Origin of the sequence: Streptomyces sp. NPDC051364 (assembly GCF_040682115.1) — a bacterium.
Taxonomy (GTDB): Bacteria; Actinomycetota; Actinomycetes; order Streptomycetales; family Streptomycetaceae; genus Streptomyces.
The window spans coordinates 11,817-24,251 of record NZ_JBFBAH010000014.1; the positions used below are offsets into that span (position 1 = coordinate 11,817).

At 68.5% G+C, this 12,435-nt stretch carries 12 protein-coding genes; 2 read left to right on the top strand and 10 right to left on the bottom strand.

Annotation, left to right across the window (positions count from 1 at the left end):
- Positions 1-35 precede the first annotated feature (35 nt).
- Together pafA and AB0M76_RS26325 are read right to left on the bottom strand one after the other, a co-directional pair.
- On the bottom strand, positions 36-1,397 hold the full coding sequence (gene pafA / locus AB0M76_RS26320) for a Pup--protein ligase (RefSeq protein ID WP_030157196.1): 1,362 nt from the start codon (positions 1,395-1,397) through the stop codon (positions 36-38).
- Positions 1,398-1,455: 58 nt separating this feature from the next.
- Positions 1,456-2,742: an MFS transporter gene (locus AB0M76_RS26325; RefSeq protein ID WP_365955207.1), complete on the bottom strand. Its 1,287-nt coding sequence runs from the start codon at positions 2,740-2,742 to the stop codon at positions 1,456-1,458.
- 137 nt (positions 2,743-2,879) lie between these two features.
- Here AB0M76_RS26325 and AB0M76_RS26330 point away from each other — a divergent pair, with 137 nt between their 5' ends.
- Positions 2,880-3,881: a LacI family DNA-binding transcriptional regulator gene (locus AB0M76_RS26330; RefSeq protein ID WP_365955208.1), complete on the top strand. Its 1,002-nt coding sequence runs from the start codon at positions 2,880-2,882 to the stop codon at positions 3,879-3,881.
- A gap of 53 nt (positions 3,882-3,934) precedes the next feature.
- Here AB0M76_RS26330 and prcA read toward each other — a convergent pair whose 3' ends face one another.
- The 6 genes from prcA to arc all read right to left on the bottom strand — a co-directional run bounded on the left by prcA (position 3,935) and on the right by arc (position 10,087).
- Positions 3,935-4,699, bottom strand: coding sequence for a proteasome subunit alpha (prcA, locus tag AB0M76_RS26335; RefSeq protein WP_365955209.1), 765 nt, complete (start codon positions 4,697-4,699; stop codon positions 3,935-3,937).
- A gap of 45 nt (positions 4,700-4,744) precedes the next feature.
- Entirely contained in the window at positions 4,745-5,584 is an 840-nt protein-coding gene (gene prcB / locus AB0M76_RS26340; protein ID WP_266668621.1) for a proteasome subunit beta, read from the bottom strand.
- Entirely contained in the window at positions 5,536-6,135 is a 600-nt protein-coding gene (locus AB0M76_RS26345; protein ID WP_365955210.1) for an endonuclease VII domain-containing protein, read from the bottom strand. The genes prcB and AB0M76_RS26345 overlap by 49 nt, the downstream gene beginning before the upstream one ends.
- A 37-nt stretch (positions 6,136-6,172) precedes the next feature.
- Positions 6,173-6,385 carry a ubiquitin-like protein Pup gene (locus tag AB0M76_RS26350; protein WP_030233608.1) on the bottom strand — a complete coding sequence of 71 codons (213 nt, stop codon included), beginning with the start codon at positions 6,383-6,385 and terminating at the stop codon, positions 6,173-6,175.
- A gap of 175 nt (positions 6,386-6,560) precedes the next feature.
- Positions 6,561-8,072, bottom strand: a complete 1,512-nt coding sequence (dop, locus tag AB0M76_RS26355) for a depupylase/deamidase Dop (protein ID WP_365955211.1) — start codon at positions 8,070-8,072, stop codon at positions 6,561-6,563.
- 248 nt (positions 8,073-8,320) lie between these two features.
- On the bottom strand, positions 8,321-10,087 hold the full coding sequence (arc, locus tag AB0M76_RS26360) for a proteasome ATPase (RefSeq protein ID WP_365955212.1): 1,767 nt from the start codon (positions 10,085-10,087) through the stop codon (positions 8,321-8,323).
- Positions 10,088-10,352: 265 nt separating this feature from the next.
- Here arc and AB0M76_RS26365 point away from each other — a divergent pair, with 265 nt between their 5' ends.
- Complete coding sequence (locus tag AB0M76_RS26365; protein WP_267000304.1) at positions 10,353-10,673, top strand: ferredoxin; 321 nt, start codon at positions 10,353-10,355, stop codon at positions 10,671-10,673.
- Positions 10,674-10,677: 4 nt separating this feature from the next.
- On the opposite strand, the gene AB0M76_RS26370 is transcribed toward AB0M76_RS26365, so the two are convergent.
- Positions 10,678-11,187, bottom strand: a complete 510-nt coding sequence (locus AB0M76_RS26370; RefSeq protein ID WP_365955350.1) for a hypothetical protein — start codon at positions 11,185-11,187, stop codon at positions 10,678-10,680.
- Between the two features lie 341 nt (positions 11,188-11,528).
- Positions 11,529-12,425 (bottom strand): tRNA (adenine-N1)-methyltransferase, encoded by an 897-nt coding sequence (locus AB0M76_RS26375; protein WP_365955213.1) that lies wholly within the window; start codon positions 12,423-12,425, stop codon positions 11,529-11,531.
- Positions 12,426-12,435: the final 10 nt, after the last annotated feature.

The window sequence follows — 12,435 nt, forward strand, 5'->3', positions numbered from 1 at the left end:
ATCCGTACGGGGCCCCGGCTGAGATCAGCGCGATGTCACATCCCGGCGATCAGCTTCTCCACCCGGTCGTCCACCGACCGGAACGGGTCCTTGCACAGCACGGTCCGCTGCGCCTGGTCGTTGAGCTTGAGGTGCACCCAGTCCACCGTGAAGTCCCGCCGCTGCTCCTGCGCCCGGCGGATGAAATCGCCGCGCAGCCGCGCCCGCGTGGTCTGCGGAGGCACCGACTTGCCCTCGAAGATCTTCAGGTCGTTGCAGATCCGCGCCGCCTGCCCCTTGCGCTCCAGCAGGTAGTACAGCCCGCGCCGGCGGTGGATGTCGTGGTACGCGAGGTCTATCTGAGCCACCCGCGGGTTCGACATGGTCATGCCGTGCTTGGCCCGGTACCGCTCGATCAGCTGGTACTTCATGACCCAGTCGATCTCGGTCCCGATCCGGTCCAGGTCCTCGGCATCGATCGCGTCGAGGGTGCGGCCCCACAGCTCCAGCACCTGGTCCACCGTGCCGGTACGGATCCCCCGGCGCTCGGCGAAGTCCACGGCCTTGTCGTAGTACTCGCGCTGGATCTCCAGCGCCGAGGCCTCGCGACCGCTCGCCAGCCGCACCTTGCGCTGGCCCGTGATGTCGTGGCTGACCTCACGGATCGCCCGGATCGGGTTCTCCAGGGTCAGGTCCCGCATCACCGTGCCCGCCTCGATCATGCGCAGCACCAGGTCGGTGGCCCCCACCTTGAGCAGCATGGTCGTCTCGGACATGTTCGAGTCCCCGACGATCACGTGCAGGCGGCGGTACCGCTCGGCGTCCGCGTGCGGCTCGTCCCGCGTGTTGATGATCGGCCGGGACCGGGTCGTCGCGGAGCTGACGCCCTCCCAGATGTGCTCGGCCCGCTGGCTCACGCAGTAGACCGCACCCCGAGGGGTCTGCAGCACCTTGCCCGCGCCGCAGATCAGCTGCCGCGTGACAAGGAACGGAATGAGGATGTCCGCCAGGCGGGAGAATTCGCCGTGCCGGGCCACGAGATAGTTCTCGTGACAGCCGTACGAGTTGCCGGCCGAGTCGGTGTTGTTCTTGAAGAGATAGACGTCGCCCGCGATTCCCTCCTCGTGCAGGCGGCGTTCGGCATCGACGAGCAGGCCTTCGAGAATGCGCTCGCCCGCCTTGTCGTGCGTGACCAGTTCGGTCACGTTGTCGCATTCGGGAGTTGCATATTCCGGATGCGAACCCACGTCGAGGTACAGACGGGCGCCGTTCCGCAGGAAGACATTGCTGCTGCGGCCCCATGACACAACACGGCGGAAGAGGTAGCGCGCCACTTCGTCAGGAGACAGTCGGCGCTGTCCCCTGAACGTGCACGTGACGCCGTACTCGTTCTCCAGCCCGAAAATGCGGCGGTCCATGACTGAACATTACGCCTTCTGCACTGTTCTGAAACCGGGTTCGTGAACGCCGTTTCGATCAGTTGTCGACAAGCCGCTCGACCGGGCCCCCCGCCGGGCCCTCCGCCACGCCCCCGCCCGCACCCTCGGCCGCCGCCGACACCGAGCCCGTCACCGTACAGGTCCGGCCCGGAGCAGCCAGGATGCGCTGAGTCACCGTCAGAACCAGCAGCGCCGCCGCACCCGCGACACTCGCCACGCCGAACCCCGTCGCCGTACCGCCCAGTTCCACCGCCGGCCCGGCCGCGGCCGTACCGATCGCCGCACCCACCCCGAAGAACGTCACCAGCCACGAGAACGCCTCCGTCACCGTCCCCGCCGGAGCATGCCGGTCCACCACGATGAACGCACACGCCAGCGCAGGCGCCAGGAACACACCCGCCAGCGCCGTCAGCGCCGTCATCGCCACCGGGCCCGGAACCAGCATCAGCGGCAGATAGCACACCGCCAGCAGCGCCACCAGCAGCCGCAGCCGCCGCTCCGGCGCACCCGACCACTGCCGCACCCCGTACGCCACCCCGCCGACCAGCGCACCCAGCCCCAGCGCCGCCATCAGCCAGCCGTACACCGCCTGGTTCCCGTGATCGTCCGCGTACGCCACACCCGCCACCGTGATCGAACCCAGCGCCATGCCCACGAAGAAGAACGAACCCAGCAGCGCCAGCAGCCCGCGCGAACGCAGCGCGCCCAGCCAGTGCGCCTCACGCGGCGCCGAACGCCACGTACGCGAAGGCTCCGACACCACGACGGACAGCGCCCCCAGCACACCGATCGCATTGATCACCAGCAACGCACCGGCCGGGTCCCACAACGCCACGCACAGCGTCACCAACAGCGGCCCCACCGTGAACATGACCTCCTGGGCCACCGCGTCCATCGCGTACGCGGCGTGCACCCGCTCCTCCTTGCCACCGAGCACACCCGGCCACAGCGCCCGCAGCCCGCCCTCCAGCGGCGGCGTGAACAGCCCCGCCACGACCACGGCCCCGTACGCGGCCGCCGCCGACCCGGTACCCGCCACCGCCAGCCACACCATGCCCAGCGCCGAGACCACGGCCGCCGGCAGCTGCACCCGCGGCTGCCCGAACACGTCCACAGCGCGGCCCAGCAGCGGCTGACCCACCGCGTTCGCCAGCCCGTACACGGCCGCCAGAGCACCCGCCAGGCTGTAGCTGCCGCCCTCGGCACGCGTGAACAGCACGATCGCGATCGGCCCGGTGCCGTTCGGCAGCCGGCCTATGAGCGTGCCCACCAGCAGCCTCGCGGCGTGCCGGGTCCTGAGCAGCTCCGCGTATCCCGCGGCCATGTCCGCCCCCTTCTGCCCGGAACCAGCGCCGGGGTAATACGTATAACGTGACCCGTCATACGTACCATGGCCACACCACGGGGGTCCACCCGAACGACCGCCGCACCCCCGCCGACCTCGCATTACAGGAGCGCCGTGTGACGAGACCCACCAGCCGGGACGTGGCCACCGCCGCCGGGGTCTCCCAGGCCACCGTCTCCCTGGTCCTCGGCGACAAATGGCGCGGCCGCGTCTCCGAACGCACCGCCGGCCTGGTCCGCGAAGCCGCCACGACCCTCGGCTACCGCCCCAACCTCGCCGCCCGCAACCTCCGCCTCGGCTCCACCCGCACCGCCCTCCTCGTCGTCCCCGCCCTCACCAACGAATTCTTCGCCCGCGTCTACACCGGCGCCGCCCGCATCGCCGCCGAACACGGCTTCGGCGTCGTCCTCTACCCCTCCCCCGACGGCACCGGCCCCGCCCGCGACCCCTTCGCCTCCGCCCGCGCCGCCCTCGACGGAGTCATCGCCTCCTCCATGGCAGCCCACGCCCTCGACGCCATCGGCGACGCCGCACTCCCCCTCGTCATGCTTGACAGCGACCCCACCGCCGGCCGCGCCGCCGCCCACGTCAACCTCGCCATGGCCGACGGCATGCGCCAGACCACCGAACACCTCCTCGCCCTCGGCCACCGCCGCTTCCTCCACCTCGCCTCCGCCGTCGACTCCTGGACCTTCGACATCCGCGCCGAAGCCCTCGCCGCCCTCCTGAAGCCCCACGCCGAGCTGCGCACCGTACGGGCCCCGCTCACCGTCACCGACGCCCGTACGGCCATGGAGGCGGCCCTGGCAGCCCCCGAGGGCCGGCCCACCGCCGTCGTCTGCGACGACGACATCCTGGCCGCCGGCGCCTGCAAGGCCGCCCGCCGCCTCGGCCTGCGCGTCCCCGAAGACCTCTCCGTCACCGGCTTCGACGACCTCGCCCTCGCCACCGCCGTCGAACCCGAGCTCACCACCGTCCACCTCCCCGCCGAACGCGTCGGCGAACAGGGCATGGCCGCCCTCCTCGCCGTCCTCGAAGGCACCCCCTGGACCGCCCCCGACATCCCGGTCGAACTGATCGTCCGCGCCTCCTCGGGCCCCGCCCCCGCCACCCCCTGAAACGCGAACGGCGCCCCCGGCCGAAATGGCCAGGGGCGCCGCTGCTTGCACATCTACTCGGAATCGTCCTCGGGAGCCTCGTCGTTCGACACCGCGTCGGCCTGCACGGCCGCCGTGACATCCGCCTCCAGCAGCCGCGACAGCTGCCGGCCCCGGATCCGCTTGAACTTCCGCTGCTGGGCCCGCGTCCGGTCCAGCACCGCAACCTCCAGCCGCTCCGCCGGAATCGCCTTGTCCGCACCGTTCGCCTGACTGGACAGCGCCTGCACCGCCAGCTTCAGCGCCTCGGACAACGTCATCCCGTCCCGGTGACGCTGATCCAGGTACGTACTGATCTGCTCGGCGTTGCCACCGACCGCGACCGAACCGTGCTCGTCCACGATCGAACCGTCGTGCGGCAGCCGGTAGATCTGGTCACCCGCGGCCGTCGCACCGACCTCGGCCACGACCAACTCCACCTCGTACGGCTTCTCACCGGCAGACGAGAAGATCGTGCCCAGCGTCTGCGCATAGACGTTGGCCAGCCCACGGGCCGTCACATCGTCACGGTCGTACGTGTATCCACGCAGATCCGCGTAACGCACACCGCCGATCCGCAGGTTCTCGTACTCGTTGTACTTGCCGGCGGCCGCGAAGCCGATCCGGTCGTAGATCTCGCTGAACTTGTGCAGCGCGCGGGACGGGTTCTCGCCGACGAACACGATGCCGTCGGCGTACTGAATCACGACAAGGCTGCGCCCGCGGGCGATGCCCTTCCGGGCGTATTCCGCCCGGTCGGCCATGGCCTGCTGGGGTGAGACGTAGAACGGAGTCGACACCGGCTGTCCGTCCCTTTCTTCTGGGTCCTACAGGACGACGGATGGTCAGAGCAGGGCGGCGCGCGGGCCGTCGGGCTGCTCCAGACGACGGTTGGTGACCGTACGGGCGAGCTCCTGCGACTCCTCGTCGCTGAGCCTGCGGAATCCCTCGTCCGTGATGACGGTGACGATCGGGTAGATGTGGCGGTACAGGTCCGGCCCACCGGTCGCCGAGTCGTCGTCGGCCGCGTCGTACAGCGCCTGCACGACAAGGGTGGTGGCCTGCTCCTCCGTCAGGTCGGGGCGGTACAGCTTCTTCATGGAGCCGCGCGCGAAGATCGAGCCGGAACCGGTGGCGGCGAAGCCGTGCTCCTCGGAGCGGCCGCCGGTCACGTCGTAGGAGAAGATCCGGCCCTTCTCCTTGCCCTCGTCCCACCCCGCGAACAGCGGCACGACCGCGAGCCCCTGCATCGCCATCCCCAGATTGCTCCGGATCATGGTCGACAGCCGATTGGCCTTGCCCTCGAGGGAAAGGGTCGCCCCCTCCACCTTCTCGAAGTGCTCCAGCTCCAGCTGGAACAGCTTCACCATCTCCACGGCCAGGCCGGCCGTACCGGCGATGCCCACCGCGGAGTACTCGTCGGCCGGGAACACCTTCTCGATGTCCCGCTGCGCGATCATGTTCCCCATGGTCGCCCGCCGGTCACCGGCGAGCACGACCCCGCCGGGGAAGGTGGTCGCCACGATGGTCGTCCCGTGCGGCGCCTCGACGACGCCCTCGGGCAGCTTCCGGTTCCCCGGCAGCATCTCGGGCGAGTGCGCGCCCAGGAAGTCCATGAAGGACGACGACCCCGGCGTCAGGAAGGCTGCCGGTAGACGCCCTGTGCTACGAGTGTTGGGTTCCACAGGTTTCCTTCCACGTAAGCGGCTGCACGCCGTATGACGTCCGGCCGATCCTTGAACTGCCCCAGTGCTGCATTACAGCTGAAGCACAGTACGCCTCGGACCTTACCCGTCTGATGATCGTGATCCACATGCTCTGCCGGACCCGCTTGGCAGAGCAAGCAGACCCCGCCTTGAGCGGCGATCATCTCGTCACGCTCGGCCTCGGTGATGCCGTAAGAGCGCTTCAGGTGCCCCGCCCGGCCTTGGACGGCCCGGCAGGCCTTGCAGCGGGTGGATAACCCGTCAGAAGCCGTGGCGTTCTTGTGCCATTCGCTGTGCGGCTTGATCTCGCCGCACTGCCGGCAGAGCTTGTGTTCCGCCGGCACTTCCACGTGGTCCTTGACGACCTTGCCTTTGGCGGCCTGGCGGCGCCTGTAGTGCTGAGCGCTGTACGCAGCCACGCACTCGCGGCACCTGGGCTGGAGCCCGTCGCTGCGATTTCGATCCGAGGCGAATCCGCTCAGTGGTACGTCCCGGGCGCACCCGCGACACCACTTGGTTCCATTGGACATGGAGCACACACTGGCGGATTCACCTTAGATTCGAAGGCTACTCGCCGCCTTTTTGTACGAAACTCCGAACAAAATCCTCGGCATTCTCTTCGAGTACATCGTCAATCTCGTCAAGTACCGAGTCGACGTCGTCGGAGAGCTTCTCCTGGCGCTCCTTGAGGTCGGTCGATTCCTCGACCGCTGCCTCCTCGACCTCCTCGGTCGAGCGCGTCGCCTTCTGCTGTCCGCCGCCGGTGTCCTTGGTCGCCATGTCTACCTCACCCCGCTCGGTTCGCACGCTCACGGCGAGGGACCCCGGGAATTCGGGATCCCTCAAGATCAGACCTTACGTCGGACCCTACAAGGAGGGTCCGGCATTCGTCCCCGCACTTTCATAACGTCCGGGTTTTCTCATGATTCCCGGGACGGGGGCCTTTCAGCCCCGTTCACTGCCCCGAAAGCACCCTCACCAGGTCCTCCGCCGTGCGGCACCGGTCCAGAAGCTCCTTCACGTGTTTGCGGGTACCCCGCAGGGGTTCCAGCGTCGGGACCCGCTGGAGGGAGTCGCGGCCCGGGAGGTCGAAGATCACCGAGTCCCACGAGGCCGCGGCGACGTCGTCCGCGTACTGCTCCAGGCACCGGCCCCGGAAATAGGCCCGGGTGTCCTCCGGCGGCTTGCCCTGGGCGCGCTCCACCGCCGGCTCCTCCACCAGCCGCTTCATCTTGCCTCGGGCCACCAGGCGGTTGTACAGGCCCTTCTCGGGCCGTACGTCCGCGTACTGGAGGTCCACCAGGTGGAGCCGGGCGGCGTCCCAGCCGAGGCCGTCGCGCCTCCGGTAGCCCTCGAGGATCTCGCGCTTCGCGATCCAGTCGAGCTCTCCCGACAGGCTCATCGGGTCGCTCTCGAGCCGGCCGAGCACGTCCTCCCAGCGGACCAGCATGTCCTTGGTCTGCTCGTCGGCGTCGGAGCCGAAACGCTCGTCCACGTACTTCCTGGCCAGCTCGAAGTACTCCATCTGGAGTTGTACGGCGGTCAGGGTGCGGCCGCTGCGCAGCGTGATCAGGTGTTGCAGGTCGGGGTCGTGGGAGACCTGGTGCAGGGTCCGCACCGGCTGGTCGACGGCCAGGTCGACGTTGATGAAGGAGTCCTCGATCATCGAGAGGACGAGGGCGGTGGTGCCGAGCTTGAGGTACGTCGAGATCTCGGAGAGGTTGGCGTCGCCGATGATCACGTGCAGCCGGCGGTACTTCTCGGCGTCCGAGTGGGGCTCGTCGCGGGTGTTGATGATGGGGCGCTTGAGTGTGGTCTCGAGGCCGACCTCGACTTCGAAGTAGTCCGCGCGCTGGCTGATCTGGAAGCCGTGCTCGCGGCCGTCCTGGCCGATGCCCACGCGTCCCGCGCCGGTCACGACCTGGCGGGAGACGAAGAAGGGGGTGAGGTGGCGCACGATCTCCGAGAAGGGGGTTTCCCGCTTCATCAGGTAGTTCTCGTGCGTGCCGTAGGAGGCGCCCTTGTTGTCGGTGTTGTTCTTGTAGAGGTGGATGGGCTGGGCTCCGGGGAGCTGGGCGGCCCGTACGGCTGCCTCGGCCATGATCCGTTCGCCGGCCTTGTCCCAGAGGACGGCGTCGAGCGGGTTGGTGATCTCCGGGGAGCTGTATTCGGGGTGCGCGTGGTCGACGTAGAGCCGTGCGCCGTTGGTGAGGATGACGTTGGCGAGGCCGATGTCCTCGTCGGTGAGCTGGCTGTTGTCGGCGGCCTCGCGGGCGAGGTCGAAGCCGCGGGCGTCCCGCAGCGGATTCTCCTCCTCGAAGTCCCAGCGGGCGCGTCGCGCCCGGTGCATCGCCGCCGCGTAGGCGTTGACGATCTGGGACGAGGTGAGCATGGCATTGGCGTTCGGGTGGCCCGGGACGGAGATCCCGTACTCCGTCTCGATTCCCATTACTCGCCGTACGGTCATGCGGCCCTCCTTGCCCGGCGGCGCTCCCGTTCGGGAGCGGCGCTCAAGTACCGCTGGTGCTCCGGTGCGTGTGCGGTGCCCGTCCCCGCACTGCGCGAGCGGCGGTACGGAAGAGCCTAGAACCACTCCGCGCTGGTGGGGAGATCATTTCAGTCATTGACTTTGCCCCGTCACCGGCTGAAAAGAGCAGTCGGTAAAGCAGTCGGCTGCGGGTGCCCGGTGAGGGCACCCGCAGCCGCCCTGTTCGATCAGAGGTACTGACCGGTGTTTGCCACCGTGTCGATGGAGCGTCCGGTGTCTGCGCCCTGCTTTCCGGTGACGAGGGTGCGGATGAAGACGATCCGCTCCCCCTTCTTTCCGGAGATCCGGGCCCAGTCGTCCGGGTTGGTGGTGTTGGGCAGGTCTTCGTTCTCCTTGAACTCGTCCACGCAAGCCTGGAGGAGGTGGGCGACGCGAAGGCCCTTCTGGTTGTGCTCGAGGAAGGCCTTGATGGCCATCTTCTTCGCACGGTCCACGATGTTCTGGATCATGGCGCCGGAGTTGAAGTCCTTGAAGTAGAGGACTTCCTTGTCGCCGTTGGCGTACGTGACCTCGAGGAAGCGGTTCTCCTCGGTTTCGGCGTACATCTGCTCGACGACGGTCTGGATCATGCTGTGGACGGCGACCTCGGGCAAGCCGGAGTGCTCGGAGAGGTCGTCGCTGTGGAGCGGCAGCGAGGCCTTGAGGTACTTGGCGAAGATGTCCCGGGCCGCTTCGGCGTCGGGGCGCTCGATCTTGATCTTCACGTCGAGCCGGCCGGGGCGCAGGATGGCCGGGTCGATCATGTCCTCGCGGTTGGAGGCGCCGATGACGATGACGTTCTCCAGGCCTTCCACGCCGTCGATCTCGGCGAGCAGCTGGGGGACGATGGTGTTCTCCACGTCCGAGCTGACTCCGGATCCGCGGGTGCGGAAGAGGGATTCCATCTCGTCGAAGAAGACGATGACGGGGGTGCCCTCGCTGGCTTTTTCGCGGGCACGCTGGAAGACGAGGCGGATGTGCCGCTCGGTCTCGCCGACGTACTTGTTGAGGAGTTCGGGGCCCTTGATGTTCAGGAAGTAGGACTTCCCGGCGGGCTGGCCGGTCACCTCGGCGACCTTCTTGGCAAGGGAGTTGGCCACGGCCTTGGCGATGAGTGTCTTGCCGCAGCCGGGGGGGCCGTAGAGCAGGATGCCCTTGGGGGGCCGCAGTTCGTGCTCTTTGAACAGGTCGGGGTAGAGGTACGGGAGCTCGACCGCGTCGCGGATCAGCTCGATCTGGTCGCCCAGGCCGCCGATCTTGCTGTAGTCGATGTCGGGGACCTCTTCGAGGACGAGTTCTTCGACCTCGCTCTTGGGGACGACCTCGTAGACGTAGCCGGAGCGGGGTTCGAGCAGGAGGGCGTCGCCGGGGCGGATGGTGATGTCCAGGAGCGGCTCGGCGAGCCTCACCACCCTTTCCTCGTCGGTGTGCCCGACCACCAGGGCGCGCTCGCCGTCCTCGAGGATTTCCTTGAGGGTGACGATGTCCCCGGCCCGTTCGAACTCCATGGCCTCGACCACGTTGAGGGCCTCGTTGAGCATGACCTCCTGGCCGCGCCGGAGGTCTTCCGGTTCGACGCTGGGGCTGACGTTCACGCGGAGCTTTCGGCCGCCGGTGAAGATGTCGACGGTGCCGTCTTCGTTCGCCTGAAGGAAGACACCGAAGCCGGCCGGCGGCTGTGCGAGCCGGTCGACTTCCTCCTTGAGGGCGACGATCTGGTCGCGGGCCTCGCGGAGCGTATTTGCCAGTCGCTCGTTTTGTGCGGAGACGCCGGCCAGGTTTGTCTGGAGCTCGACGATCCGCTCTTCGAGAATCCTCGTGTGTCGCGGAGAGTCGGCGAGCTTACGTCGCAGGACGGCGATTTCCTGCTCGAGATAGGCAACCTGGCCGGCGGGGTCCTCAGACCCTCGCCCCGGCCGGATGCCGCGGTTGTTGTCGTCGTCGTGGGCTGCCACGGTCCTCACCTCCTCCAAGGGGAGCTGGACGCTTCCTGACCCTACCTGGGCTGGTGGTGATTGAAACCCCTAGATCACAAAGACGGTAGGGGTGTGTCCGATCTTCACCCTTGCGTACTCCCTCACGCCAAGGAAATACCCACCCATCAACATCGGAAAGCGGCCGGTTGTAAGGTCGAACTGTTCAACACCCGTCAGGGCTCGCGCGACTTGCCGCGGGCTTGTGGCGGAAACGGATCACTGAGCGCAGGGAACGGCAGGAGATATGACCGTGCAGCAGGAGGCTTCCGCGGGCGGCGGCGGGCAGGCCGGCGAGCCGCTGGAGGTCTGGATCGACCAGGACCTCTGCACCGGTGACGGGATCTGCGTCCAGTACGCGCCGGAGGTGTTCGAGCTGGACATCGATGGTCTGGCGTACGTGAAGAGCCCGGAGGACGAGCTGCTGGTGGACGCGGGGGCGACCACTCCGGTTCCTTTGACGCTGCTGCAGGACGTGGTGGACTCGGCGAAGGAGTGCCCGGGTGACTGCATCCACGTGAGGCGGGTTTCGGACAGGGTCGAGGTGTACGGCCCCGACGCGGAGTGACGGTTCAAACACTCCTGGCGTCTGAGTTCGTCAGCTCCTGGCGGAATTTTCCGCCGCTCCAGCGCCACTTGGCGAGCTGTTTCACGTCGGGGCTGTAGCGCGGCACCTCGGGCGAGGAGTATCCGAGGAGACTGGCGGTGACGACTCCGTCGCGGATGGTGAGGTCGGTGGCGGTCTGTCGTTTTCCGGCCTCGAGGAGGGTGGCGACGACCCTGGGTGCGGCGCCGGGGGTCTTGTCCTGGGTGAGTACGTAGATCGCGTGGGGCGGGGTGCCGGAGCCTGCGTCGCAGCGGACGGCGGCGACGGTTTCGGGGCGGCCGTCGCCGTCGAGGTCACCCTGGGCGGTGGCCGTGACGGCCACGGGGAGGCCCTTGCAGTCCAGGGGGTAGCCGAACCCGGCCGGGTCGGGGGCGGCGGCCTGGGGGGCCTGGGGGCCGTTTGCCGGGGCCGTGGAGTGGCCGGTGGCGGCCGCGTCCGGCTGGACGAGTCCCGCGGCGGCGATGACGGCGGCCATGGCGGTGGCCGTGGCGAGCCAGTGGAGGGGCCCGGCGCTGTTGTGCGCGAAGGTTTCCAGTGTCGGCGTCAGCTCGGAGGGGCGGTGCGGCACGCGGGGTGTCTCCTGTGCGAACGGTGACGGGGAGCCAGCATCGTGCCACACCTCACACGGGGGTGGAACGGCCGGGTCCGCGTCGGCTGGGCCGGTGTGGAGGGCAACGAAAAGGCGCTGTGGCGCAGTTCCCGGTTCGTTCGGGGAACTGCGCCACAGCGCCTTGGTGTTGGGTGGGGCCGGGTGGCCTCGGTCGCCGGTGTCCAGTGCCGCGTCGGGCAGCGTTCGCCCCGTCGCGGCGTCCGGCACTAGGCGGACCGGTCGCTGCCGGGTCCGTCGTAGTCCTCGCCGTAGGCACCCTTGGCGGGGCGGCGGCGGCGCATCGGGGGCTCGACGCCGTCCGCGAGGCGGCGGGCGGTGACGAGGAAGCCGGTGTGGCCGATCATCCGGTGGTCCGGGCGGACGGCGAGGCCTTCCACGTGCCAGTTGCGGATCATCGATTCCCAGGGCTGCGGTTCGGCGAAGCAGCCGATCTCGCGGATGGACTCGACGGTCTTGGACAGCTGGGTGGTGGTGGCCACGTAGCAGCAGAGGATGCCGCCGGGGACGAGGGCCTTGGAGACGGCCTCCAGGCATTCCCAGGGGGCGAGCATGTCGAGGATCAGGCGGTCGACGTCGGTGTCGGACAGGTTGTCCTGGAGGTCGCCGACGGTCAGCTGCCACGCGGGGTGGGGGCCGCCGAAGTAGCGCTCGACGTTGGCGGTGGCGATCTCGGCGAAGTCCGCGCGGCGCTCGTAGCTGTGGAGCATGCCCTGGTCGCCGATGGCGCGCAGCAGGAAGCTGCTCAGGGAGCCGGAGCCGACGCCTGCTTCCACGACGCGGGCGCCGGGGAAGATGTCGGCGAAGGCCAGGATCTGGCCTGCGTCCTTGGGGTAGACCACGGCGGCACCGCGGGGCATGGACAGGACATAGTCGGGGAGCAGGGGGCGCAGCGCGAGGTACGCGACGTTCCCCGTGGTACGGACAACACTGCCCTCGGGAGCACCGATCAGCTCGTCGTGCGGGAAGGAACCCTTGTGGGTGTGGAAATTCTTCCCTGCTTCGAGCGTGAACGTGTAGTGGCGGCCCTTGGGGTCGGTGAGCTGAACCTGGTCCCCGACCTCGAAGGGCCCGCGTCGGCGGGCGGCACCGGTCGGTTCGGACATGTGACCAGTG

Bases quoted from the DNA above. Each gene is read 5' to 3' on its own strand.
- pafA (WP_030157196.1), bottom strand. From the start codon at position 1,397: ATGGACCGCCGCATTTTCGGGCTGGAGAACGAGTACGGCGTCACGTGC.
- AB0M76_RS26325 (WP_365955207.1), bottom strand. From the start codon at position 2,742: ATGGCCGCGGGATACGCGGAGCTGCTCAGGACCCGGCACGCCGCGAGG.
- AB0M76_RS26345 (WP_365955210.1), bottom strand. From the start codon at position 6,135: ATGTCCAATGGAACCAAGTGGTGTCGCGGGTGCGCCCGGGACGTACCA.
- AB0M76_RS26350 (WP_030233608.1), bottom strand. From the start codon at position 6,385: ATGGCGACCAAGGACACCGGCGGCGGACAGCAGAAGGCGACGCGCTCG.
- dop (WP_365955211.1), bottom strand. From the start codon at position 8,072: ATGACCGTACGGCGAGTAATGGGAATCGAGACGGAGTACGGGATCTCC.
- AB0M76_RS26365 (WP_267000304.1), top strand. From the start codon at position 10,353: ATGACCGTGCAGCAGGAGGCTTCCGCGGGCGGCGGCGGGCAGGCCGGC.
- AB0M76_RS26370 (WP_365955350.1), bottom strand. From the start codon at position 11,187: ATGGCCGCCGTCATCGCCGCCGCGGGACTCGTCCAGCCGGACGCGGCC.
- AB0M76_RS26375 (WP_365955213.1), bottom strand. From the start codon at position 12,425: ATGTCCGAACCGACCGGTGCCGCCCGCCGACGCGGGCCCTTCGAGGTC.